The 22,213-nt window shown below is 75.2% G+C and carries 17 protein-coding genes; 4 read left to right on the top strand and 13 right to left on the bottom strand.

Annotated elements, in window-relative coordinates:
* Window positions 1-121 precede the first annotated feature (121 nt).
* The 7 genes from D459_RS0126965 to D459_RS0126935 form a co-directional block, all read right to left on the bottom strand.
* Window positions 122-1,579, bottom strand: coding sequence for an alanine/glycine:cation symporter family protein (locus tag D459_RS0126965; protein WP_026120792.1), 1,458 nt, complete (start codon window positions 1,577-1,579; stop codon window positions 122-124).
* A 562-nt stretch (window positions 1,580-2,141) separates the two neighbouring features.
* Window positions 2,142-3,584 (bottom strand): DEAD/DEAH box helicase, encoded by a 1,443-nt coding sequence (locus D459_RS33015; RefSeq protein WP_169558478.1) that lies wholly within the window; start codon window positions 3,582-3,584, stop codon window positions 2,142-2,144.
* A 434-nt stretch (window positions 3,585-4,018) separates the two neighbouring features.
* Window positions 4,019-4,858, bottom strand: coding sequence for an enoyl-CoA hydratase/isomerase family protein (locus D459_RS0126955; protein ID WP_017596110.1), 840 nt, complete (start codon window positions 4,856-4,858; stop codon window positions 4,019-4,021).
* Window positions 4,859-4,975: 117 nt separating this feature from the next.
* Window positions 4,976-5,182, bottom strand: a complete 207-nt coding sequence (locus D459_RS36305) for a helix-turn-helix domain-containing protein (protein WP_152523125.1) — start codon at window positions 5,180-5,182, stop codon at window positions 4,976-4,978.
* A 264-nt stretch (window positions 5,183-5,446) separates the two neighbouring features.
* Entirely contained in the window at window positions 5,447-7,045 is a 1,599-nt protein-coding gene (locus D459_RS0126945) for an ABC-F family ATP-binding cassette domain-containing protein (protein ID WP_026120791.1), read from the bottom strand.
* Window positions 7,046-7,203: 158 nt separating this feature from the next.
* Complete coding sequence (locus D459_RS0126940) at window positions 7,204-8,517, bottom strand: AI-2E family transporter (RefSeq protein ID WP_017596107.1); 1,314 nt, start codon at window positions 8,515-8,517, stop codon at window positions 7,204-7,206.
* 66 nt (window positions 8,518-8,583) lie between these two features.
* Complete coding sequence (locus D459_RS0126935; protein WP_017596106.1) at window positions 8,584-8,991, bottom strand: YccF domain-containing protein; 408 nt, start codon at window positions 8,989-8,991, stop codon at window positions 8,584-8,586.
* 431 nt (window positions 8,992-9,422) lie between these two features.
* Here D459_RS0126935 and D459_RS0126930 point away from each other — a divergent pair, with 431 nt between their 5' ends.
* On the top strand, window positions 9,423-10,070 hold the full coding sequence (locus tag D459_RS0126930) for an MBL fold metallo-hydrolase (protein ID WP_020380353.1): 648 nt from the start codon (window positions 9,423-9,425) through the stop codon (window positions 10,068-10,070).
* Between the two features lie 563 nt (window positions 10,071-10,633).
* Window positions 10,634-10,936, top strand: a complete 303-nt coding sequence (locus D459_RS0126925; RefSeq protein ID WP_275041868.1) for a WhiB family transcriptional regulator — start codon at window positions 10,634-10,636, stop codon at window positions 10,934-10,936.
* Between the two features lie 153 nt (window positions 10,937-11,089).
* Here D459_RS0126925 and D459_RS0126920 read toward each other — a convergent pair whose 3' ends face one another.
* Window positions 11,090-12,394: a phosphoribosyltransferase gene (locus D459_RS0126920; protein ID WP_017596104.1), complete on the bottom strand. Its 1,305-nt coding sequence runs from the start codon at window positions 12,392-12,394 to the stop codon at window positions 11,090-11,092.
* Window positions 12,395-12,541: 147 nt separating this feature from the next.
* Window positions 12,542-13,111: a GNAT family N-acetyltransferase gene (locus D459_RS0126915; protein WP_017596103.1), complete on the bottom strand. Its 570-nt coding sequence runs from the start codon at window positions 13,109-13,111 to the stop codon at window positions 12,542-12,544.
* 325 nt (window positions 13,112-13,436) lie between these two features.
* Between D459_RS0126915 and D459_RS0126910 the strand changes: the two genes are divergently transcribed.
* Window positions 13,437-14,684: an MFS transporter gene (locus tag D459_RS0126910; RefSeq protein WP_017596102.1), complete on the top strand. Its 1,248-nt coding sequence runs from the start codon at window positions 13,437-13,439 to the stop codon at window positions 14,682-14,684.
* Window positions 14,685-14,881: 197 nt separating this feature from the next.
* Here the strand turns inward: D459_RS0126910 and D459_RS0126905 are convergent, their stop codons facing one another.
* From D459_RS0126905 to D459_RS33010, 4 genes are all read right to left on the bottom strand, one after another.
* Window positions 14,882-15,652 (bottom strand): LPXTG cell wall anchor domain-containing protein, encoded by a 771-nt coding sequence (locus D459_RS0126905; protein ID WP_017596101.1) that lies wholly within the window; start codon window positions 15,650-15,652, stop codon window positions 14,882-14,884.
* Between the two features lie 27 nt (window positions 15,653-15,679).
* A complete protein-coding gene (locus D459_RS0126900; protein WP_017596100.1) occupies window positions 15,680-17,110 on the bottom strand; it encodes a flagellar basal body-associated FliL family protein in 1,431 nt (476 codons plus the stop codon).
* A gap of 2,342 nt (window positions 17,111-19,452) precedes the next feature.
* Complete coding sequence (locus tag D459_RS0126895) at window positions 19,453-20,199, bottom strand: HNH endonuclease family protein (RefSeq protein ID WP_017596099.1); 747 nt, start codon at window positions 20,197-20,199, stop codon at window positions 19,453-19,455.
* 192 nt (window positions 20,200-20,391) lie between these two features.
* On the bottom strand, window positions 20,392-21,864 hold the full coding sequence (locus tag D459_RS33010; protein ID WP_017596098.1) for a YhjD/YihY/BrkB family envelope integrity protein: 1,473 nt from the start codon (window positions 21,862-21,864) through the stop codon (window positions 20,392-20,394).
* A gap of 204 nt (window positions 21,865-22,068) precedes the next feature.
* Here D459_RS33010 and D459_RS37515 point away from each other — a divergent pair, with 204 nt between their 5' ends.
* Window positions 22,069-22,158: a putative leader peptide gene (locus D459_RS37515; RefSeq protein WP_017596097.1), complete on the top strand. Its 90-nt coding sequence runs from the start codon at window positions 22,069-22,071 to the stop codon at window positions 22,156-22,158.
* Window positions 22,159-22,213: the final 55 nt, after the last annotated feature.

Here is a 22,213-nt window from a genome sequence, read left to right as displayed (position 1 = left end):
CCGTCATCGGGTTCGCGGGGAAAACGGCCGGGACGGCCGCCGCTGCGGCCGTCCCGGCGAATGCTACCGAAAACGGTTTTCGTGCGCGTGCCGACGCCCGGCGTCCGGGCGTCGCGGGGGCCTACTCCGCGCCGGTCTTCCCGGCCGGGCGCTCCCCTTCGCCCTCCCAGACCTGCACGCCGGCGACGCCGGGCAGCCGGTCCCGGGTGAACACCGGGTCCAGGCCCTGGCGGCGCTGCGCGGTGTAGTCCTTGAGCAGCAGGAACGCGATCCCGGCCAGCGGCACCAGCGCGATCAGGTTGATGGTGGCCATCACGCCCTGGAACACGTCGGCCATGGTCCACACCAGGTCCAGCGGCGCCACCGCGCCGAGGAAGACCATCACCAGCACCAGCACCCGGTAGCCGGTGAGGACGGACGGGGCGGCCGACATGAACTTGAGGTTGGACTCGCCGTAGTAGTAGTTGCCCAGCACCGAGGTGAACGCCAGCAGGAAGAGGATGATGGTCAGCGCGTGCACCGACCAGCCGCCCAGGTTGGCCTCCAGGGAGGCCTGGGTGAGGCTCGCCCCCTCGCGGGTGCCGTAGGAGGGGTCGGCGACCAGCACGATGAACGCGGTGATCGAGCAGACCAGCAGGGTGTCGAAGTAGACGCCCAGGGTCTGCACCAGGCCCTGCTTGACCGGGTGGCTCACGGCGGCGGTGGCGGCCGCGTTGGGCGCCGAGCCCATGCCGGCCTCGTTGGAGAACATGCCGCGGCGCATGCCCTGCACGATCGCGGCGCCGATGCCGCCGGCCACGAACTCCTGGACGCCGAACGCGCTCTGCACGATGTCGCTGAGCACCCGGGGGATCTCCCCGGCGTTGAGCACGACCACCGCGATGCCCAGCAGCAGGTAGAGCAGGGCCATGAACGGTACCAGCAGCTGGGCGACGTGCGCGATGCGCCGCACCCCGCCGAAGATCACCCCGGCGGTGAGCGCCACCAGGCCGAGGCCGATCGCCCAGCTCAGCCAGGCGGCCGGGGCGGCGCCGGCGACCTCGACCGAGCCGGCGATCGCGTCGGCGATGCTGTTGGTCTGCACGGAGTTGAAGATGAAGCCGAAGGTCACCGTGATGACGACGGCGAAGACCAGGCCCATCCAGCGGGCGCCCAGGCCGTGCTGCATGTAGTAGGCGGGGCCGCCGCGGAACCCGGTCCGCTCGCGCACCTTGAACAGCTGCGCGAGGGTGGACTCGACGAACGCCGCCGATCCGACCAGCAGCGCCATCGCCCACATCCAGAACACCGCGCCGGGGCCGCCGAGCGCGATGGCGGTGGCGACGCCCACGATGTTGCCGGTGCCCACCCGGGAGGCGGCCGAGATGGCGAAGGCCTGGAACGCGGAGATCGCCTTCTTGCCGTCGGCGGCGGTGGGCGGCTGGCCGCCGAGCACCCGGAACATCTCCGGGACGAGTCTGACCTGCACGACCCCCGAGCGCACCGTGAAGTACAGAGCGAGGAGGATCAGGAACGGGATGAGCAGGTAACCCCAGAAGGCATCGTTCACTGCGACGATGCCGTCGTTCAACGCTTCCACTCGGCGCTGCTCCTTAACAGGGCGGGCACGCCGGGACTCTGCCTCTTGGGCCGGGCCGGACGGCGTGTGCGGCGGCCGGGCGCGCGCATCCCGGAAGCGGCCGTCCCGGCCGCACCGAACGCCGTGCGCCCGCCGCCTCATCCTTGTGCTGACGCGCGGCGTCCCGCTTCCGCGACACGCCGCAGGCCCCGTATCGGCGCTGTACACGCCTGTGGGCCGTGGAACATTAAACACCCCGTCCGGACGTGTCACGACACCGACCGACATATGCCGCACGCCGTGTCTTCACCGCCCCGTCGGCCGCGGTGCACCCGGGCGGCCCCGCCCTGGAGCGGCCGCCGGACACCCGCCCCGGAGAACAGGGCCCGCCGGGTGCCCGGGACGCGGGCCTTCGGCCGGGAGCACCCCGACCGGCCCCGCAGCGGCCGGGCGCCCGGGGCGGCGGACCCTCGCGTTCCCGGGGGCGGGACCGCCGGGAACGGCGACGCCCGCCGCGCGCCGCCCCCTGGGGAGCGGTGCGCGGCGGGCGGTCGGGCCGGGAGGGGTCCCCGGACCGGGGTCGTCAGCCGCGGGAGCTGCGGGTGTCCTCGCGGTCGCCGCGGTAGGGCTTGCGGCCGCCGCGGCGCTCGCCGCCGTGGCCGGAGCGCCGCTCACCGCCGCGGTCGTCGCGGTCCCGGCGCTCGCCGGAGAACCCGCCGCGCCGCTCACCGCCGCCGTGGCCGCCGCGCCGCTCGCCGTCGAACCGCCGGCCGCCGCTGCGGCCCCGGCGCGGCCCGCCGCGCCCGCGCCGCGGGCGCTCCGGCTCCGGGGGCTCGATCCACGGCTCCCAGGAGGGCTGCCGGGCCCCGGTGACCTCGCTCAGCAGCTCGTCGCCGGGGTTGACCAGGTGCTGCTGGACCTCCACGCCGGCGTCGCCGAGCAGCCGCCGGGCCATCCGGCGCTGGTTGGGCTGGACCAGCGAGACGACCCGGCCGGACTCGCCCGCCCGGGCGGTGCGCCCGCCGCGGTGCAGGTAGTCCTTGTGGCTCGCGGGCAGGTCGACGTTGACCACCAGGTCGATGCCGTCGACGTGGATGCCGCGGGCGGCGACGTCGGTGGCGACCAGCGCCTGGATCCGCCCCTCGCGGAACTTGGCCAGCGTCCGGGTGCGGACGCTCTGCGTCTTGCCGCCGTGCAGCGAGGCCGCCGGGACGCCGGCCGCGATCAGCTGGTCGCTGATCGCGTCGGCCCGGTACTTGCTGCGCACGAACAGGATGGTGCGGCCGTCGCGCGCGGCGATCTCGATGACGATCTTGTTCTTGTCCCGCGGCAGCACCTTGAGCAGGTGGTGCTCCATGGTGGCGACCTGGGAGACCGGCGGGTCCACCGAGTGGGTGCGCGGCTCCTTCATGTACCGGCGCACCAGGGTGTCCACGTCGCCGTCGAGCGTCGCGGAGAACAGCAGCGTCTGGCCGCCCGGGCGGACCCGGTCGAGCAGGTCGCTGACCTGCGGCATGAACCCCATGTCGCACATCTGGTCGGCCTCGTCGAGGACGGAGACCTGCACGTCGCCCAGCTCGCAGGCGCCCTGCTCGATCAGGTCGCTGAGCCGGCCCGGGGTGGCGACCAGCACGTCCACGCCGCGGCGCAGCTCGTTGATCTGGCGGGTGTAGGAGCTGCCGCCGACGACGTCGCCGATCCGCGCGCCGAGCACCCGGCCGTAGGGGATGAGCGCGTCGCGCACCTGGTGGGCGAGCTCGCGGGTGGGCACCAGGACCAGGCCGCGCGGCCGGCGCGGCTCGGCGCGGCGCTCGGCGGCGCGCACCAGCAGCGGGAGGCCGAAGGCGAGGGTCTTGCCCGACCCGGTGCGGCCGCACCCGAGCACGTCGCGCCCGGCGAGGACGTCCGGAACGGCCGCGGCCTGGATCGGGAACGGGCGGGTCACACCGTTGTGCGCCAACTTCTCGACGATCTTCTCGGGCAGCCCGAGATCACCGAAGCCAGGGCAGGCGGCATTGTCCGTCAAGTGACGTTTACCTTCCTCGTCGAATCGGCGGCGTTTCGAGGAAGGCCCCGCGGCACAGGGCCACAGCGGAGAGATCGCACAAACGCGCCGGATCATGCGGCATGGGGAGCCGTCCGGCCTCCCCGCCGCCGAGCGGCCCGGCGCGCCGGATGCGCGCAGCGAAGATCAGCCGCCCGCAGAAGGGTACTAGACCTGCTCCCCGGAACCCCCGGCGCCCCGGATTCCCAGCGGTGATCCGCACCTCGCGGCGGGTGCGGCCCGCCCGGTCCGGTGCCGCCGGGCCGCACCACCGGGGCGGCGCCGCTCCGTGCCCGGGGCGGTGCGGGAGCCCAGGCGGCGCGGGAGCCGGGGCACCGGAGGGCACCGGCCTTCCGAACGGCGGCCCCGCGGGTGGCGGCGGGCGGCGCTCCCCGCCGCCCGCCGCCGCCCGCCCGCTATCCGCGCATCAGGGCGGCCATCGCGTTGAGCCGGTCGATCTGGGCGGCGCGCTCGGCGGCGCACTGCTCGTCGAGGGTGCGCCCGGCGGTGCCCTGGAGCAGCTCCTTGGTGGCGGCGGCCGCGTCCCGCGGCACCGCCTGCAGGGCCGCGACCAGGTCGGCGACGGCGGCGTCCAGCTCCGCGCCGGGCACCACCAGCTCGGCCAGGCCGAGGCGGGCCGCCTCGTCGGCGGCGACGGTGCGCGCGGTCAGGCAGATCTCCAGGGCGCGGGACAGACCGACGGCGTCCACCAGCGGCTTGGTGCCGGCCAGGTCGGGGACCAGGCCCAGGGCGGGCTCCTTCATGCACAGCTTGGCGTCGTCGGCGAGCACCCGCAGGTCGCAGGCGAGCGCCAGCTGGAAGCCGGCCCCGATCGCGTGTCCGCGCACCGCGGCGATGGAGACGATGTCGGGGCGGTGCAGCCAGGTGAAGCCCCGCTGGTAGTCGGCGATCGCCGCGTCCAGCTCGGCGCGGCTCCGCGGGTCGTCGCCGACCATGCCCATCATGGAGCGCTCGCCGGGCACCCCCTCGGGGGAGAACATCGCCAGATCGATCCCGGCGGAGAAGGAGGGCCCCTCCCCCTTGAGCACGACGATTCGGACGGAGTCCGGAAGATTCTGGCCGACATGGGCCAGGGTCGTCCAGGTCCGGCCGGTCATCGCGTTGCGCCGCTCCGGCCTGGCGATGGTGATCTCGGCCAGCTCGCCGTCGATCGAGAGCCGCAGCCCCGCCGCGGCCTGCTCCGCCTCGCCGAGGACCGCCGTGCCGCCCGCGGCCTCGTCCCGCTGCTCGGCCATGCCCACCTCCGGTTCCGCGGCCGCCCCGGGAACCCGGGCGCGACCCGTCGTCGTATCCGATGGTGGACACCGTAGCCGCGCCGCCGAACCCCGTTGTTACCGGGGGGTAGCCCCGGCTCAGGTGCGGCGGGTGGCTCCGCCGCGGCCGCGCAGGGTCACCCCGGCCTCGGTGAGCAGCCGGTGCACGAAACCGTAGGAGCGGCCGGTGGCCGCGGCCAGCGAGCGGATGCTCTCGCCGCCGTCATAGCGCCTCTTGAGTTCCGTAGCCAGCTCGGAACGCTCGGTTCCCGTCACTCTGGTGCCCTTTCTCAGCGTCTCGGCCACGACTTCCTCCTGGTGGGTTCAGTGCCGCCTGCACGGGACCGCCCGGATCGGGGCGGTATCGAAAGCCCATGATCAGCCATGAGATCGTCACTGGCTACCCTCCGGCACCTGGAGCGGGTCGTACCGGGACCGGTTCACCTGTTGCGGACAGCACAAAACTTGACCCGTTTTACCCGGCCGAGTCAACGGAGACGCGCCGACGGGGCGGGAACCGGCCGCGCGCCGGCACCGCCCCGTCCGGGCCCCGTCCGGGCCCCGTCCGGGTCAGGCGAGCGTGATCAGGTCCTCGAAGTCGGGGTTCCACATGTCCTCGACACCGTCGGGCAGCAGGATGACCCGCTCCGGCTGGAGCGCGTCCACCGCCCCCTCATCGTGGGTGACCAGCACGATCGCGCCCTTGTAGTTGCGCAGCGCGCCGAGGATCTCCTCCCGGCTGGCCGGGTCGAGGTTGTTGGTGGGCTCGTCCAGCAGCAGCACGTTGGCGCTGGAGACGACCAGGGCGGCCAGGGCCAGCCGGGTCTTCTCCCCGCCGGAGAGCACCCCGGCGGGCTTGGCCACGTCGTCCCCGGTGAACAGGAACGACCCGAGCACCTTTCGGGCCTCCACCTCGGGCAGGTCCGGGGCGGCCGACATCATGTTCTCCAGCACGCTCCGGTCGGCGTCCAGGGTCTCGTGCTCCTGGGCGTAGTAGCCCAGCTTGAGCCCGTGCCCCTCGATGACCCGGCCGGTGTCCGGCTTCTCGATGCCGGACAGCAGCCGCAGCAGCGTGGTCTTGCCGGCGCCGTTGAGGCCGAGCACGACCACCCGCGAGCCGCGGTCGATGGCCAGGTCCACCCCGGTGAAGATCTCCAGCGTCCCGTAGGACTTGGAGAGCCCCTCCGCCATCAGCGGGGTGCGCCCGCTGGGGGCGGGGTCGGGGAAGCGGAGCTTGGCCACCCGGTCGGCGGCCCGGCCGCCCTGGACCGAGTCGAGAAGCCGCTCGGCCCGGTTGGCCATCTGCTGGGCGGCCCTGGCCTTGGTGGCCTTGGCCCGGAACCGGTCGGCCTGCTTGAGCAGGGCCCCGGCCTGCTTCTCGGCGTTGGCCTGCTCCCGGCGGCGGCGCCGCTCGTCGGCCTCGCGCTGCTCCTGGTAGGCCTTCCAGCCCATGTTGTAGATGTCGATGACGCAGCGGTTGGCGTCCAGGTAGAACACCTTGTTCACCACGTCCTCGACCAGCTCCTCGTCGTGGCTGATCACGATGAGGCCGCCCTGGTGCGTCTTGAGGAAGTCGCGCAGCCAGACGATCGAGTCGCCGTCGAGGTGGTTGGTGGGCTCGTCGAGCAGGAGCGTGTCCGCCCCGCTGAACAGGATCCGGGCCAGCTCGATCCGGCGCCGCTGGCCGCCGGAGAGGGTGCCCAGCGGCTGGGTCAGCACCCGGTCGGGCAGGCCGAGGCTGCTGGCGATGGAGGCCGCCTCCGACTCGGCGGCGTACCCGCCCATCACGTGCAGCTCCTCCTCCGCGCGGGCGTAGGCGCGCACGCCCTGGTCCCGCAGCCGGGGGTCGTCGCTGCTCATCTTCTCCTCGGCCCTGCGCATCCGGCGGAGCGTGTCGGCGATGCCGCGGGCGGACAGGATGCGGTCGCGCGCCATCTCCTCCGGGTCGGTCGCCCTGGGGTCCTGCGGGAGGTAGCCGACGCTCCCCGTGCTGCTCACCGAGCCGGCCGCGGGGATCCCCTCGCCCGCCAGCACCTTGGTGAGGGTCGTCTTGCCGGCTCCGTTCCGCCCGACCAGCCCGACCCGGTCGCCCGGGCCGACGCGGAAGGAGGTGGGCTCGAGCAGCAGGCGGGATCCGACTCTCATTTCGAGGCCAGAGGCGATCAGCATGGGGCAGGCATCTTTCTGCGGTGGAAGGCGTGTGCGGGGGGCCGCGCCGGGCAGCGCTCGCGAACCGGCCCGGCCCCTCGGCAGGGGTCGGGGGCAGGGGCGGGCGAGGCCGTCATCCGGGGATCAGGTGCACCCGGAAAGGGTATCCGATGGCCCTCTCACTCGACCCCTGTTTTCTCCGCGGCCCGCGGCCCCGGACCGGTTTCGGCGGCGGGGCGCTCGGCGGCCGCCGACCCGTTCCCGCCGCCCTTGGAACGCGCGGGGGCCGCCGATGCTTCCCCGGCACCCGCCGCGGCCTCGGGCTCCTCCCCGGCCGGCTCCTCCCGGGAGAACGGGCGGTCACGCAGGAGCGCGGCGAGCACCGCGGCCACCGGAGTGGCGAGGAACATGCCGGCGATGCCGCCGATGATGCCGCCGGCGCTGATCGCGACCAGCACCACCGCGGCGGGCAGGTCCAGTGCCCGGCCGTAGACGCGCGGCGCGAAGACGTGGCTCTCCAGCTGCTGCACGATGAGCACCGCGGCGATGACCAGCAGCATGGCCAGCGGGCCCTCGGAGACGAAGGCGACCACCGCGGCCAGCAGGCCGGTGGCGAACGCGCCGACGATCGGCAGGAAGGCGCCGATGAAGGTCAGCACGATCAGCGGCACGGCCAGCCCGGGGTCGATGATGAAGAACAGCGGGATGCCGATGCCCACCGCGTCGATGAAGCCGACCGTGGCCACGCCCCGCACGTAGCGGCCCATCACCCCGTAGGCCAGGTCGCCGGCGGCCTGAAGCGGGCGGCGCGAGGCGGCCGGGACCAGCCCGCGCAGCCACTCCACCAGCTTGTCCCCGGAGTGCACGAAGTACACCGTGAGGACGAGGATCAGCACCAGGCCGAGCAGGACCTCCAGCACCGCGGTGCCCGCGGTCCACACCCCGGTCATCAGCTGCTCCCGGTTGTCCGCGAGCAGCTCGGTGAGCTCCTGGTCGGCGGCGCCCACGATCTGGTTGACCAGCTCCGGCTGGAGGCCGAGGGCGGTCGCGATGTCGGTGATGCTGTCCAGCGCCTGGTCGACGCTGTCCACCAGGCCGCTGAACCCGGAGACCGCCGGCTGCACGATCAGCGTCACCACCCCGCCGAGCAGGATGAGCGAGCCCACACAGGTGATGGTGGTGGACAGGCCGCGCCCCAGGCCCTTGCGGCGCAGCCGGTTGGTCGGCGGCATGAGCAGCGCGGTGAGGAACACCGCGAGGATGACCGGGACGCTGATCACGCTGAGGTAGGCCAGGCCCCACAGCAGCAGGGCGACGACGACGCCGATGATCAGCATCCGCCAGGCGGCCTCGCTGATCCGCCGGAGCAGGTCGTCCTCCTCGGGGGGCTCCGGCTTCGGCGGCTCGGCCACCGCGGGCTCGGTCGGCCCGTCCGCACCGCCGATCGCCGCCCGGCGCCTCCGGAAGAACGCCCAATCGCCCGGCCATCTCATCCGCACATCGTCCCTTCGCTGCTCATCTGCCTCCGGTCCGGGCGCCCGGCGGAACCGGGCACCGGGTCAGAACTTCCAGGGGTCCCGCGCCCGGTCGCTGGCCACGATCTCATTGCCGAACGGCGCCAGCGCGACCGGGATCATCTTCAGCGAGGCCCACGCCATCGGGATGCCGATGATGGTCACCGCCAGGCCGATCGCGGTGGCGATGTGGCCGAGCGCCAGCCACCAGCCGGCCACGATGAGCCAGATGACGTTCCCGATCGTGCTGGGCGCTCCCGCACCGGGCTGCTTGGCGATCGTCCGTCCGAACGGCCACAGAGCGTAGTTCGCCATCCGGAAGGAAGCCACCCCGAAGGGGATGGTCACGATCAGCACGCAGCAGATCAGGCCGGCCACGACATAGCCGACGGCCAGCCAGAAGCCGGCCACCACCAGCCAGATCACATTGAGGACGAACCTCAGCAGCGCCATGTTCCCGTTCCTACTCTCTCAATGTCTTCCGAAGTGCGCGGCGGCCCTCCGCCCGACCGCGTCGAACCGTACGACGCCGGATGCGGCGGGGGCGTTCCCTCGCCGCTCCCCTGGCCGGCCCCCGATCCGCTTCCCCTAGGGGCCACCGGACGGCCCCCCTCCCCGTCCGCCCCTCCGATGCTCCCGGATTCATCAGGGACTCTCCCCCGCGGCCGCGCGGGGAACCGCGGAAGGCGACCTCCGCGAGCACGGGCGGTGCCTTCCGAAAGCGCGGAGCGGCGTCTTCCGAAAGCACGGGGAAGCGCCCTCCGAAAGCACGGAGCGGTGCCGGATCCCCAGGCGGGGCGGGCGGTAGGGTCGGGGCGGAGAACGGTCCGGCGGAAAGGCGCGGTGCCCGGACGGCGCGCCCCGCCGGCAGGGGGAGGCGACACATGCGGTTGGAGAAGCGGGGCCACTCGTGCGTGCGGCTGGAGCACGGCGGCGGCACCCTGGTCATCGACCCGGGCGGGTTCAGCGAACCGGACGCCGCGGTCGGCGCGGACGCCATCGCGATCACCCACGAGCACCCCGACCACTTCGACCTGGACCGGATCCGCGCGGCCCGGCGGGCCCGGCCGGACCTGGAGGTCTTCACCCACGCCGGCATCGCGGCCCGGCTCCGCGAGGCCGAGCCCGGCCTGCGGGTGCACGAGGTCGCGCACGGCGACACCACCGCCATGGCCGGCCTGGACGTGCACGTGTACGGCGAGCGACATGCGGTGATTCATCCCGACATTCCGGTCATCACCAATGTCGGCTTCCGGATCGAGGCGCCCGGCGGCGCGCTCTTCCACCCGGGCGACGCGCTCACCGTTCCGGAGGACCCGGTCGCCACCCTGCTGGTCCCGGTGCACGCCCCCTGGTCCAAGCTGTCCGAGGTGGTCGACTACCTGCGCGCGGCGGCGCCGCGGGAGGCGGTGGCGATCCACGACGGTCTGCTCAGCGCGGACGGCCTGGGCGTGCTGGCCCGGATGTTCGGCCTGCTGGTCCCGGACGTCCGCTACACCCGCCTCGCCCCCGGCGAGGGCCGCGGCCTCTAGCCCGCGGCCGGGGCCTCCCCGAGAGGGCCGGCCCGGACCTGGAAGTCCGGGTCGGGCCGGCGGCGCGGGCCGGCCGGGGGCGCGGTGCCGGCCCCACCTGGTCTAGACCGGAATGTGACCCGTACATCAGGGGTCACCCCTAGGCAGGGACCGAAATTCCCCATACGATGTTCCACATCCGGCTCGCCAGGCCGGATCTCGCGTTCCGGAGCCGATCCGGAGCGGGCCGCGGCCCCGGCCGCGACCACCCCGGTCCTTCGGTAACGGTTCCGCGATGAATTTCCCCGGCCCCCGTGCACGAACGGGAAAGGGGATGGCATGATTACGTACCGGCTCGCAGGGAGAGCGCCAAGACCTCCCCGGCCGCTCGCGTGAGCGCCTCGCCGAGAATCGGCGGATCTGCGCCTTTCGTGGTCTCCACCACACAGGGAACACAGAATCAGGGCATGCCGTTCCAGGCATGCGGGGTCGCTCGCGCCGCACGACCTTGACCGCAAGTTTTTCGTCTGACCCTTGCTGTGCTGAGCACAGCTTACTAGCGATTCGACAGAGGTGGTTCAACCATGTCTCAGGTACGTCGGCAGGCCGCGCTGCGCCCCCGCCCGAGCTGGGGGTGGCAGGATGCCGCCGGCTGCCGGGGCGAGGACCTCGTGCTCTTCTTCGGTCCGGACGGCGAGCGCCAGCCGGAGCGGGAGATCCGCGAGCGCAAGGCCAAGGAGATCTGCGCCCAGTGCCCGGTGCGCACCGAATGTCTCGACTACGCGATCTCGCGTCCCGAGAAATACGGCACCTGGGGCGGCCTGAACGAGGACGAGCGCGCGTCCGAGCGCCGGCGCCGGATGCGCCGCGCCAACGCCGCGGCCTGATCGCCCCGGCCGCCCGCCCCTCCCCGAGGAAGCCGAGCTGCTCCCTGGTGGTCCCGGCCGCACACAACGGAATGACCCGCGTTACCCGAGGCGCCCCGACGTTGTACGTCGAGGGCGCCTCGGGTTGTCCGTACCGGCCGCGGGCCGGCCTCCTCACAGGTACCGGGCGAACCACTCGGCGACGGCCCCGCCCACGGCGCGGCCCTCCTCCCCGCCGGGCAGCAGCCCCTCCGCCCCGGGGACCACGCGCAGCTCCGCGGGGACCGGCATCCGGCCCACGGCCCACTCGGTCAGCTCACGGATGAAGGAGTCCTCCCCGGGCACCAGCACCAGGGTCGGCGCCCGCACCCCGGGCAGGTACTCCTCGGCCATGTCGATCCGGCCGCCCAGCACCGCCACCGCCCCGACGTCCGCCGGGATCGCGGCCGCGGCGGCCAGCGCGGCCGGGGCCGCGGCCCCCGCCCCGAACAGCGCCACCCGGGGGCCGGCCAGGTCGGTGGAGCTCCGCAGCCAGCGCACCCCCTCGGCGAGCCGGGCCCCCAGCTCCCCGGGGCCGATCTCCGGCGCGCCCTGGGACTCCTCCCACTCCTGCGGGGTGACCAGGTCCAGCAGCAGGGTGGCGAACCCCGCGTCGCGCATCGCCGCGGCCACCGCCCGCTGCTGGGCGGCGTGCCGCTCGTGCCCCAGGCCGAGCACCGCGGCGCCGCGCACCTTCTCCGGGTCCTCCGGGGCGACCAGGTCGCCGTCGAGCCGGACCCCGCCGGACTCGATGTGCACCGTCCACCCGGTGTCCGCCTCCCCCGGGGTCACCGCCTCCGCCAGCAGGGCGGTCACCTCGGCGTCGGTGAGCTGGTCGAAGTGCCGGTACCACTCGCCGACCGCCTGGAAGTTCTCCGGGGCGCTGAGCACCACCGTCTCGTCCGCCTCGGCCCGCAGCGCCTGCAGCGCCGACGGGGAGGCCACCGGGACGGCCAGCACCAGCCGCGCCGGGCGGCGCCGGCGCACCATCCGCAGCGCCGCCCGCGCGGTGCCGCCGGTGGCCGCGCCGTCGTCCACCACGATGACGTCCCGGCCGGTCAGCACCGGGCCGGACCGGCCGCCCCGGTAGACCCGGAGCCGGCGGCGGAGCTCCTCGCGCTCGTCCTCGATCACCGGGGCCAGGGCCTCCGGGGAGAGGTGGTGCCGGGCCAGCGCCGCGTGGTCCAGGCAGGCGTGGCCGTCCTCGGCGATCGCGCCGACCCCGTACTCGGGGTGCCCGGGCATGCCGATCTTGCGGACCAGGAGGACGTCGAGCGGGACGCCGAGGCGGCGGGCGAGCTCCGCGCCGACCGGGACCCCGCCGCGCGGCAGGGCCAGCACGACCGGGTCGGTGACGGCGAACGGGCGGACCCGCTCGGCCAGCCCGCGCCCGGCCTCGGCGCGGTCGGCGAACGGCAGCGATACGGGTACTGGGCTCATGGCGTCCCGGCGTCCGCCCCGCCGCCGAACCGGCGGGCCGGGCGCCGCTCCCCCTCGCGTGTGCGGTTGAGAAAGTGCCAACGGGATACCCGCTGCGCGGCTCCGCGCAACATCGGCGGGGCGGGGAATCGGCGCGACCGGTTCCGCTCAGCCCCCGTCGGCCTTGCGGAAGTCCCGCGCCAGGACGCCCATCACCAGGGCGTCGTGCCTGCGCCCCTCCCAGAGCAGGGCGTCGCGCAGCCGCCCCTCCACCGCGAAGCCGCAGGAGCGGTAGACCGCGATGGCGCGCATGTTGAAGGAGTAGACCTCCAGCCAGACCCGGTGCAGGCCGACCTCTTCGAAGGCGTAGCGCAGCAGCAGCCGGGTGGCCTCCTTGCCGATGCCCTGCCCGGTGAACTCCAGGGCGGACAGGGCGATCCGGTAGGCCGCGCTCTCGTTCTCCGGGTCGACGTCGAGCAGCGCGAGCTCGCCCACGAACCTGTCGTCGGGGCGGGACAGGATCGCCAGGTCCAGCCGGTCCGGCCGCGCGGCCCGGCCGGCGCACCACTCCCGGACCTCCTCGTAGCCGAAGACCCGGTGCGTCCCGGTCAGCCTGCGGATCTCCTCGTCGTTGGCGGAAGCGTAGAAGTCGTCGGCGTGCTCTTCGGAGAGCGGTACCAGCCGCACCCGATCGCCCGTCAGGGTCGGTTTCTCACGCAGCGCGCTCAGCTCGATCATCTGTCGGGGCTCCGGTCGTCGAGGGGTCGTCGTCCGCCGGGGATCGGTTGATCCCGGCGGGGGTCCGGCGGGTCGCCCGGTGGGCTCGGCAGGTAGCGTCGGCGCAAGGCCGCCGGGGGCGGCCGGGGCCTCCGCGCGGTCGGACGGGAGGGGTCGGAACGGACAGGGACGCACCGGCCGCCGCTCCGCTCGGCGGCGCGGGCCGGAAGATCATATGTAGATCGCCCGCCCCTCCGGGCGCAACCCCGGTCGGGCACGGGAAGTGACGTCGGAGTGACAGCCCGTGCCCGACCAGGGCCGGGATCCGAGAGAACACGGAGGCCCGATGGCATCGGAGCGACGGCTGCAGCGGACCACTCCCCCGGACCGGACGGCGGTGCGGGCGCGCGCCGCGGTCGCGGTGCTGTTCGCGGTCAACGGGTTCGCCTACACCAACGTGGTGCCGTGGCTGCCCGCGCTCAAGAGCGGGCTCGGCCTGTCCAACACGGAGCTGGGCGCCGCGATCGCGGCGCTGCCGTTCGGCGCGCTGCTCACCGGGATGCTCGCCGGGCCGCTCATCGCCCGCTGGGGCAGCGGCCGGGCCTCGGTGGCGGCGGGGGTGCTCGTCGCCCTGGTGCTGCCGCTGGTCGCGTTCGCCCCCGGCTGGTGGGCGCTGGCCCTGGCGCTGTTCGCGATCGGGTGCGGCGACGCCTGGATGGACGCGGCGATGAACACCCACGGCCTGCGGGTGCAGCAGCGGTACGGGCGGACCATCATCAACACCTTCCACGCGGTGTGGAGCGTGGCCGCGGTCTGCGGCGGCCTGGCCGGGTCGGCGGCGGCCGGGACCGGCCTGCCGCTCCCGGTGCACCTGGCGGCGGCGTCGCTGGTACTGCTCGCCGCCCTGGCCTGGGCCGGCCGGAACCTGCTGCCGGAGGAGGGCGGCGGGGCGGAGCCGGAGGCACCCGGGGAGGCCCCGGAGGGGCGGCCCGCCGGGGCGGCCGGCCGGCTGCGGAGCGCCGCCGGGGCGCTGCGCGGGGCCGCGCCGCTGCTGCTCGCGCTCAGCCTGCTGCTCATGGCGGCCGGCGCGATCGAGGACTCCGCCGCCTCCTGGGGCGCGGTGTACATGCGCACCGAGCTGGGCGCGGCGGCGTTCCTGGCGGGCATGCCGTTCGTGGCCTGCCAGGCGATGATGACGGTGGGGCGGCTGACCGGCGACCGGCTCACCGACCGGTTCGGCGCGGCGGCGGTGGTGCGCGCCGGCGCGCTGGTCTCCGCGGCGGGGGTGGCGGTGGCCGTGCTGGTGCCCTCCCAGGCCGCGGGGATCGCCGGGTTCGGCCTGCTGGGCCTGGGGGTGGCGACGCTGTTCCCGCTCACCCTGGCCGCCGCGGGCGCCGTCCCCGGGGTGCGCAGCGGGGACGGTGTGGCCGTCGTCGGCTGGCTGGGCCGGGTCGGGTTCCTGGCCTTCCCGCCGATGATCGGCGCGATCGCGGACGCCGCCTCGCTGGGCGCGGCGCTGTGGACGGTGGCCGCCGCCGGGCTGCTCGCGGCCGCCCTGGCCGGCGCGGTGCGCCCGCGCCCGGCACCCCGCTGACCGCCCGCCCCCGCCGGGGCCGGCGCCCTCCGGGCCGCGCGCCCCGGCTCCGCCCCGAGGAGGCCCGGCCTCGGCGGTGAGCGGCGCGAGCGGTGCGAGGGCTCCCCGCCCCCGCCGCGCCCCGGAACGGCGGGAGGCCCCGGCCGCTCGCGGGGAGCGGCCGGGGCCTCTGCTCGGCGCGGGGGTCCTTACGGACCTCAGGCCAGCGGGGCGGCCTTGCGGCGGCTGGCGTAGATCGTCAGCGCGCCGAGGCCGGTGGCGAGCACGCCGCCCAGGACGAAGCCGTCCAGGTCGCTCGCGCCCGTCTTCGGCAGCTCCGTCGGGCCCTCGTCGTCCGAGGAGCCGCTGGAGGCGGAGGTGCCGGTCGAAGCCGAGCCCTCGTCGCCGGAGCCGCCGTCCGAGCCGTCGCCGGGACGCTCGTCGGCCGGCGGCGGGGTCGGCTCACCCGGGTCCGGCGGGTTGCCCGGGTCGCCCGGGTCCGGCGGGTCCGTGGGGTCCGGGTCCGGCGGGTCGGTCGGGTCCGGGTCCGGCGGGTCCGGCGGATCCGTGGGGTCCGGGTCCGGCGGGTCCGGCGGATCCGTGGGGCCCGGGTCCGGCGGCAGCGGGGGGTCCGTCGGGTCCGGGTCCGGCGGGTCGGTCGGGTCCGGGTCCGGCGGGTCCGGCGGATCCGTGGGGTCCGGGTCCGGGGGCTCCGGCGGGTCCGTGGGGCCCGGGTCCGGCGGCAGCGGGGGGTCCGTCGGGTCCGGGTCCGGCGGGTCGGGGAGGATCGGGTCGAGGATCGGGTCCAGCGGGTTGCCGACCTCGAGCGTGATGAGGGTGCCCTCGGGGGAACCCTCGGCAGGCTCGACCGGCGCCTCGACCGGCTCGACCGGCTGCTCGTCGGCGTCGGCCAGGGCCGGCGCCGCAGAGAAGCCGGCCGCCAGCAGGCCCGCGGCCGCGACGCCGAACGCGCGTCGTGCGTGCGACATCCTGCTCCTTTCGTCTGTGAGGGGGATCTATTCCGGGGAGAGGCCGTAGAGGGTTTCTCCGGCGGCGACGACCGCCCTGCCGTCCAGCAGACCCCAGGGACGGGCCGTGTCCGGGTCGATCTCGGTCGCCTCTCCCGTACCGTCGACGGCGACCGCGCCGCCGTCGATCTCACCGAAGACCCGGCCGTCCGAGGCGCTCTCCGGCACGAGGCCGGTCACGGTGGCCTCACCGGCGGCCAGGTCGAACACGACCGGGCCGTAGGCGGCGACGTCACCGCCCTGCTCCCAGTGCGCTTCGGACAGCTCGTCCGGGTCGACGGAGGCATGCGCGACGACGGAGCCGTCGCGGGAGTCGTGCACGGCGACGATCGCGTCGTCGCCGCGCTTCGCGGTCCACAGCAGCACGACGTGCTCGGCGCGGGCGGTGAGCAGCCGGTCGATCTCGTCCCCGCCCTTCGGCTCGTCCGGTTCGACCTCCTTCACTCCGCCGCCGTCCGGCCGCGCCCACTGCCACGGGCCGCTCAGCACCGCGCTGAGCACCTGCTCGCCGTCGTAGAGCATGGCGCCGTAGCCGGAGTCGGGGACCTCGATCTGCTCCAGGCCGCCGCCGGAGGCGGTGACGAAGGCGTCGCCGTCGCCGCCCTCCACCAGCGGGGCGCCGCCGGCGAAGGAGACGCGGCCGCCCTCGGGCACCTCCGTCTCGACCGGCTCGCCGCCCTCGGCGGACCAGCGCCACATCCGCCCCTTGCCGAGCAGCGCGACGCCGTAGCCGTCCCCGTCCACCACGAAGTAGGGGCCGTTCTGCACCTCGTCCGCGGGGACCGGGAGCTTCTCCGCCCACCGCACGGCGCCGTCCGGGCCGATCAGGGTGAGCTCCTCGCCCTCCGAGACGAACGCCGCGCTGCCGCCGTCCGGCGCCACCGTGGGGTCGAGGCCGGGGGCCATCGGGTGGGACCAGGCGGCCTCCGCGGCGAAGCCCGGCGGGACGGGCAGGGCGTCGAAGGGGATCGGCGTCTCCGCGTCGCTGGAGGCTCCGCTCGTCCCGCCGTCGGGCAGCAGGCCCAGCGCGAAGTAGCCGGCGCCGCCGAGCACGCCCAGCACCAGGACCGCCGAGGCGGTACCGATCAGGATCTTGCGGCCCTTGCCGGAGGCGGACTTCTTCTCGCGGCTCGCGCCCAGTTCGGCGTCGTTGCCGCCGACGGTCTGCACCACCCCGGTCGGGGAGACCGAGAGCTGCCAGGAGCCGTTGGCGTCGCGCGCGTTGACCAGGACGGGCCGGCCGAGGTGGGCGGCGTAGGAGGCGGCGGCGTCCAGGGCCCCGCTCCGGGTCTGCCGGGGGCTCTCGCCGTGCACGACCCGGGTGCGGCCCTCGATGGTGACCTCGGCGCTGCGCTCGTCCGGGGCGATGACGACGATGACCGCGTGGTGCTGCGCTTCGGGGCCGGTGCCGGCGTTCATGCCGCACCGACCCGGGTCGGCCGGATGCGCGGACCGGTCACAGGCCGTCCGCCCCGCGGGGGAAACGCTGCGCTCATCGTGGTGCTGAACCTGTTCGTCGAGTCGTCGGATACCGGTTCCGGCGAAGGAATGGGTGCGTCGATGCGGCGGTCGTCGGCACGGGACCGCCTGAGCGGGGTAGGGCCGGGGAAGCCGGTGGGGGGCGTCGGTGGCCTCGACGAGCATACTGACCCGGCCCGGGGACGGTTTCGGGCGCCCGGCGCCCGGGAGGGCCGCCTCCTCGGCCCGCCGGCACCCCGTTCCCGGCCTCCTCCCCCGCATGCCCCTGCCACCTCTCCACCCCCGCTCACCAGCTGCGACGCATCGCCCACCGGCGGATCACCCGGGCATTGCGCCGCCTCCCGCCACGGAAAGGACGCTCGCGGGGCCGCTCCGGCTCCACCGGATCACCGTGCGCGGCTGACCGGTTCCGGCCACCGGCGCACCCGAATCGCAACCGTTCGGCGGCCGAACCGCGACCTGGCGGAGAAGCGATGATCTTGGCGCGGCGGCCCTGTCGGCGAGGGCGGTTCTCTTTCCGTGTCCGCTGCAACACCGCACCAGGGGCGAGGGGGAGGGAAAGGGAAAGGGAGGGGAACGGCCGGTCGGTCCGGCGCGGCGCCCCACGGGGCGAAGGTTCAAGCGGGCAGCGACGGCAGCGGCGGGGGCGGGGCGGAGGCAGTCGCCCGAGTGTCGGACCCCACGGGGCCAGGGTTAAAGCGGGCAGCGACGGCAGACAGGGGAACCGGCCGGTCGGTCGGGTGCGGCGCCCCACGGAGCGAAGGCCAAGACGGGCGGCGACGGCGAAGGTAGGGGCGGGGCCGAGCGCCTCACCCGGGCGCGGCGCCTCACGGGGTCGGGGTTCAAGCGGGCAGCGACGGCAGCGGTGGGGACCGGCCAGTCGGTCCGGCGCGGCGCCCCGCGAAGCGAAGGTTCAAGCGGGCAGCGACGGCAGGCAGGGGAACCGGCCGGTCGGTCGGGTGCGGCAGAGCGGGTGGGGCGGTCGGGGCGGGGGCAGGGGGCGGGGTCGCCGTGCCCGCGTCGCCCGGGCGCCGGGGCCAGCCGCTCCGGAAACCACTGCCCCTCTTTGACCTGGGTAAATACCCACGGTGATGGCGGGGAGGGGCGCCCTGTGCACCGCGAGAGCACCCCGGTGATTCCCGGGCGCGCATCCCGGTCCGGATCGGCCCTCTGAGGGCCCGAATCGCCCCGGCCGGGCCGGTGATGGAGGGTTCGAGCCGCCCGCAAGACCGAGATGCAGGGGGCCGGAACCCGGGCAGGGGCAGTGCGGGGGCGAGATGCCGCTTTTGCCCTGCCGAGAGGCCCCACCTTGGCCACTCTGAGTAACCGGAGAGGGGGTGGCGGGGGCTTCGAGGCTTACTACTCGCTGGTAGATGTAATCGGGGTGCTCTCGCGGTGCGCAGGGCGCTCCCACACTCGCCTGTTCCTCGCCGCAAACCGGGCATACAGGGATAAGGCCCCCTGGCGGACTCGAGCGGCGCGGGTCGGCCCGCGCCGCCGGGGCGCCGCCTCCCCTCGCCGGGAGCACGCGCGGGCCGGGCCGGTGAACGCGGCCGCTCTGCCCCTCCCGCCCTCGCCGCCTGCTTGGACCCCCGCTCTGCGGGGCGCCGCGCCAGACCGACCGGCCGGTGCCCACTGCCGCCGTCGCCGCCCGCCTTGACCTTCGCTCCGCGAGACGCCGCACCCGACCGACCGGCAGGCACGCCCTCCCGCCCTCGCCGCCTGCTTGGGCCCCCGCTCTGCGGGGCGCCGCGCCAGACCGCCCGGCCGGTGCCCACTGCCGCCGTCGCCGCCCGCCTTGACCTTCGCTCCGCGAGACGCCGCACCCGACCGACCGGCAGGCACGCCCTCCCGCCCTCGCCGCCGGCTTTAAGCCCGACCCCGTGGGGCGCCGCACCCGGGCGACCACCCGCCCCCGCCCCCACCGGCGCCGTCGCCGCCCGCTTGACCTTCGCCCCGCGAGACGCCGCACCCGACCGGTCGGCCGGTGCCTACTGCCGCCGTCGCCGCCCGCCTTGACCTTCGCTCCGCGAGACGCCGCACCCGACCGGTCGGCCGGTGCCTACTGCCGCCGTCGCCGCCCGCCTTGACCTTCGCTCCGCGAGACGCCGCACCCGACCGACCGGCAGGCACCCCCTCCCGCCCTCGCCACCGGCTTTAACCCCGACCCCGTGAGGCGCTGCACCCGGGCGACCACCCGCCCCCCGCCCCCACCGGTGCCGTCGCCGCCGGTTTGAACCTTCACCCCAGCGTCAAGATCATCGGGGAGGGGCGGAGGGAGGTCAGGAGCAGGTGGCGAGCATGGCGTCGAGGCCCTCCCGGTCCTCGGCGGAGACCGCCAGCCCGTAGCGGTGCACCACCTCGACGTAAGCCACCGCGTACTCGCACCGGAAGCCCTCGTAGGGCTGCCACTCCCCCGGCCCGGCGTCGCCCTTGGACATGTTCGCCGGGCCGTCCGAGGCCAGCAGGTTGTCCGGGTCGTTGGCGAACTCGACCCGGGTGTCGCGGTCCCACTCCGAGGCGCCCATCCGCCAGGCCAGCGAGAGCGGCACCACGTGGTCGATCTGCACCGCCTGCGGGTCCTCGGAGGTGAACTCCAGCCGCTCCCCGGTGTAGGGGTCGTCCAGCACGCCCTCGGTGACCTTGCAGTCGTCGGCGGCCCGCACCCGGTCCAGGTCGCGGGAGAGGATGTCGTTCCGGGTGGAGCAGCCGTTGCCGTCGGTGTCCACCCAGGAGGAGCCGAACTCGTCCCGCTCGTAGTCGCCGCGCGGGCGCGGGTCCTCGACCGGCACCTCGGCCAGCAGCCGCTCCGCCTGCTCGGCGTCGGCGGAGGTGCCGGGGCCGGCGGTGCCCTGGCCGCCCTCCGGGTCCTGCCCGGTGAGCACCCGCAGCGCCCCGGTCAGGCCGTGGTCGATCACCAGTACCACGAAGGCGACGATCGCGAGGGCCGCGACGATGGTGATGTAGGCGCCGGTCCTGCGGCGGTCGCGGGGGCCGCGTGCGGAGGGGCGCCGGGGAGAACGGGACATGGCTCTGCTTCGACCTGCCTTTTCGTCGTGTCCCGAAGGACTCGTGATCGTGTCCGGAAGGACTGGTGTCGTGCTCGGAGAGGACCCGTGGCCGTGCGCGGGGTCCGCGCCGTGCCCGGACGGGCCCGCCGGGGCGGGCGCGGAAGGGCGTGCGCTCCCCTCGGTTCCAGGATGCCGGAAGGCGGGGCGGCGTCAGTTCTGCGGGGGCCCGGTCCCGCCGGGCGCGGACCGGTCCCGCCCGCGCGCCTCCGCCCCGGGGCGGCCACTCTGCTCCGGGGCCGATTCCTCGGCCGCGGGGCCGCCGCCCTGCCCCCGGGCGGGGCCCGGCTCCTCCGCCCGCTCCCCGCCGGGGCCTCCTGGGGGCGGTCCGGGCGGCTCCTCGCCCCCTGCCGGCGGGGCGTCCTCGCCGGCCGGCCGGTTCTCCGGCCGGTCCGCGGGCGCGTCGGCCTCCCCTGCGGTGCGGGCGCCCTCCGCCGCCCCGTCCTCCCCGGGGGAGGAGGACTCCGCGGACGGCCCTCCGGTCGGCTCCGGGTCCGGCGCCTCCGCCGCGCCGGGCGCGCGGCCGCCGCCGTCCGCCGCGTCCGGGCCCCGGTCCTCGCGGCCACCGTTCTCGCCGAACCTGCGCAGCAGCCGGCCGACCGCGGTGGGGCCGCCCGGCTCGGAGCCGCCGTCCTCGCCTCCGCGCTCCTGGGCGACCTGGAGGGCCTGCTCGTGCCGCTCGACCTGGCGGGTGGCCCGGTCGAAGCGGCGCGCCGCGAGCTCGGCCCGGGCCTCCGCGGTGCGCTGGGTGGGCCACATCAGGTCGATCTCGGCGTTGAGCGCCGACCCGATGAGCACCGCCAGCGCCATCACCCACAGCCAGGCCACCACCGCGATCGGCGCCGCCAGCGACCCGTAGATGGTGACCTGGCCGAAGGAGGCGCCGAAGTAGATCCGCAGCACCACCGATCCGAGCAGCAGGATCGCGGTGGCCAGCACCGCGCCGGGCAGGTGCCGCCAGACCGCGACCCGCGCCGGCACGGCCACCAGGTACAGCGCGGCCACGGCCAGGACCGTCATCCCGGCGACCGCAGGCCAGTAGGCGGCGCCGAGCCGGCCCACCGTCGCCGGGAGGAGCCGGTGCACCATGTCCGGGCCGACCACCATCAGCGGCAGCACGGCCAGCGCGAAGACCAGGGCGCCCAGGTAGGACAGGAGGGCCAGGAGGCGCTGGCGGATGTAGCCGCGCAGCCCGTCCAGGCCGTAGGCGATGGTGACGGCCTCGATGAACACGTTCAGCGCCCGCGAGCCCGACCAGAGCGAGACCAGGAAGGTCAGCGAGAGCACGCCGCCCTGGGCGCCGCGGAGGAAGTCGTCGACCAGCGGGGCGACCAGGGTGTCCACCGTGTGCTGGGTGAGCGCGTCGGCGGACAGCTCCAGGATCCGGGCGCGGATCCGCTGCACGGTCTGCTCGCCGAACACCCCGCTGAAGTGGCCGAGCGTGCCGATCAGACCGAGCAGCAGGGCGGGCAGGGAGAGCAGCGAGAAGAAGGCGGACTCGGCGGCCAGCCCGACGATGCGGGTCCGGGCCACCGACCGGGCGGTCCGCGCGACCAGCAGCACCGGGCGGCCCGGGGCCGGATTGCGGCGGATCCACCCCTCGGCGGCGGTGCGCCATCTGTCCACGAAGCCCCTCACGTCCACCAACGTTACGGGCGGCCCGCCGTGCGCACCGCTCCCGCCCGACCGGTGACGCCTTTTCGTGTCGCTCCGCATAGCCGAACGTGACCTGCCCGGAACCGGATGAGCGGCCGACGTGACCCGCTTCACTGCCCCCGCCCGCCGGCCGGGCCTGGACAGCCGGTCGCCCTCCGTGCGATCGTCTTCAGCATGATGGCTGCGATCGACCCCATGCTCTACGTGCGCCGGCACGTGGACCTGCTCCGGGTCAGCAGCGCCATCTGTCGCCACGTCGGCTGACTCCGCCGCAGCGCGCCGGGTTACCGCAGACCCCGCGCCCGATGATCCCGCCCAG

It is taken from the genome of Nocardiopsis potens DSM 45234, assembly GCF_000341105.1.
Taxonomy (GTDB): domain Bacteria; phylum Actinomycetota; class Actinomycetes; order Streptosporangiales; family Streptosporangiaceae; genus Nocardiopsis_A; species Nocardiopsis_A potens.
Note: the sequence above shows the minus strand (reverse complement) of the source record. Positions and strands in the feature narration are given on the sequence as shown.